Source organism: Microbacterium sp. Bi128 (genome assembly GCF_918698205.1).
In genome coordinates this window covers 1-2,029 of record NZ_CAKKMM010000933.1, presented here as the reverse complement: position 1 = coordinate 2,029, position 2,029 = coordinate 1, and the positions used below count along the sequence as shown (strand labels likewise).

The window sequence follows — 2,029 nt, the reverse complement described above, 5'->3', positions numbered from 1 at the left end:
ACTTCGCACTGCGCGACTTCACCATCGGCTACGCGCCCTGGCATCTGGACCTGAGCCTGGGCGCCTGGGCCGCCGACGGACTGCTGGCCATCTTCTTCTTCCTGGTGGGGCTCGAACTCAAGCGCGAGTTCGTCGCCGGCGACCTGCGCGAGCCGAGCAAATCCGTGGTTCCGGTGGCCGCCGCCGTTGGCGGTGTGGCCGTTCCGGCACTCATCTACGCGGCCATCAACCTCTCCGGTCCCGAAACGCTGCACGGCTGGGCCATTCCCACCGCCACCGACATCGCCTTCGCCGTCGCGGTGCTGGCGCTCATCGGTTCCCACCTGCCCAGTGCGCTGCGGATCTTCCTGCTGACCCTCGCCGTCGTCGACGACCTCCTGGCCATCGCCATCATCGCGATCTTCTACACCAGCGATCTCCACCCCGAGCCGTTCCTGCTGGCCCTGCTCCCGCTGGGCCTCTACACGTTCCTGGCGCACAAATACCGGCGGTTCTTCGGCACGCACGCAGCCGCAGCCTGGGTGATCCTGCTGCCGCTCGGCTTCGCGACGTGGGCCCTCGTGCACGCATCAGGCATCCACGCCACCGTGGCCGGGGTCCTGCTCGGATTTGCCATTCCCGTCAAACGTTCGAAGGCCAGCGGCGGCCCTGAAGCCGGCCCGGGCCTGGCGGAGATTTTCGAACACCGGTTCCGCCCCATTTCGGCCGGGATCGCCGTCCCGGTCTTCGCGTTCTTTTCCGCCGGGGTGGCCATAGGCGGCTGGCAGGGCCTCGGTGCCGCCCTGACGGACCCCGTAGCGGTGGGCATCATCGTGGCGCTGGTTGCCGGAAAGCCGGCGGGGATCCTCGGCACCACATGGCTCATCACCAAAGTCACGCGGGCCCGCCTGGACGGGTCCTTCAAGTGGATTGACGTCTTCGGCCTCGCCATCCTCGCCGGCATCGGTTTCACGGTCTCGCTGCTGCTTGCCGAGTTGAGCTTCGGCCAGGGCACTGCGCATGAAGACCACGCGAAGGTAGGGATCCTCGCGGCCTCACTGCTCGCCGCGCTCCTTGCCACCACGGTGCTCCGGACACGCAACCACCAGTACCGGCGTGCGGAGGAGGCGGAACAGGTCGACTCGGACCACGACGGCATCCCGGACGTCTACCAGCAGGACCGCCCCGCAGGCTAGGTTGGCAGGCCAGGCCGACGGGCTATATTTAGGGGTGTGGCGGGAGGGGCCGTCCGGAGGGTCAATGATACCCCAAGGGGTATCATGATTGAGCTGGAATACGCGCGCCGGGCCGTCTGGCGCCCGCGAAAGGAACAGGCATGAAGAGCATTTCCGTCAAGGACCTGGCCGCCCTGGGCGATGCCACCGAAATCGTCGATGTCCGCGAGGAGGACGAATACGTCGCCGTCCGCGTTCCCGGCGCCCGGAGCATCCCGCTCTCACGGTTCGTCCAGTCCCTCGCCGAGGTCCCGGCCAGCGGCACCGTCTACGTCATGTGCGCCGCCGGGGGCCGCAGTGCCCAGGCCGCCACCTACCTGGAGGACCAGGGATACGACGCCGTCAACGTAACCGGCGGGATCATGAAGTGGCAGGACGAGGGACACCCCGTCAACCGGGGCTGACCTTCAAGGGCTGACCGCACCGGAGGGACCATGGAAGTCATCGTCATCGAGACCCCGCAGCTCGGGGACCGCAGCTACCTGGTCCACGACGGCTCGGTGGCGCTGGCGATCGACCCGCAGCGCGACACGGACCGCATCGAGGCGGCCGCCCGTGACGCCGGGGTAGCCATCACGCACGTGGCCGAAACGCACATGCACAATGACTACATCACCGGCGGGCTGATCCTGGCCCGCGCCCACGGCGCCAGCTATCTCGTCAACGCCGCGGACGCCGTCGGGTTCGAGCGCACTCCCATCACGGACGGCCAAACGGTCCGCGTGGGCTCGCTTACGGTCAAGGCGGTCGCCACGCCGGGGCACACGCATACCCACCTGTCGTTCATCGTGGACGACGGCGGGAAGCAAGCCGTC

General features: G+C 68.0%; 2 protein-coding genes and 1 pseudogene. All 3 read left to right on the top strand.

Features of this window, described 5'->3' with window-relative positions; translation table 11 throughout:
* Positions 1-1,175 (top strand): Na+/H+ antiporter NhaA (nhaA, locus tag LQV45_RS28180; protein WP_230010227.1); only part of this gene is annotated, 1,175 nt, incomplete at its 5' end.
* Positions 1,176-1,315: 140 nt separating this feature from the next.
* Entirely contained in the window at positions 1,316-1,618 is a 303-nt protein-coding gene (locus LQV45_RS28175; protein WP_028275958.1) for a rhodanese-like domain-containing protein, read from the top strand.
* A gap of 30 nt (positions 1,619-1,648) precedes the next feature.
* Positions 1,649-2,029: pseudogene (locus LQV45_RS28170) on the top strand (MBL fold metallo-hydrolase); the annotation flags it as partial.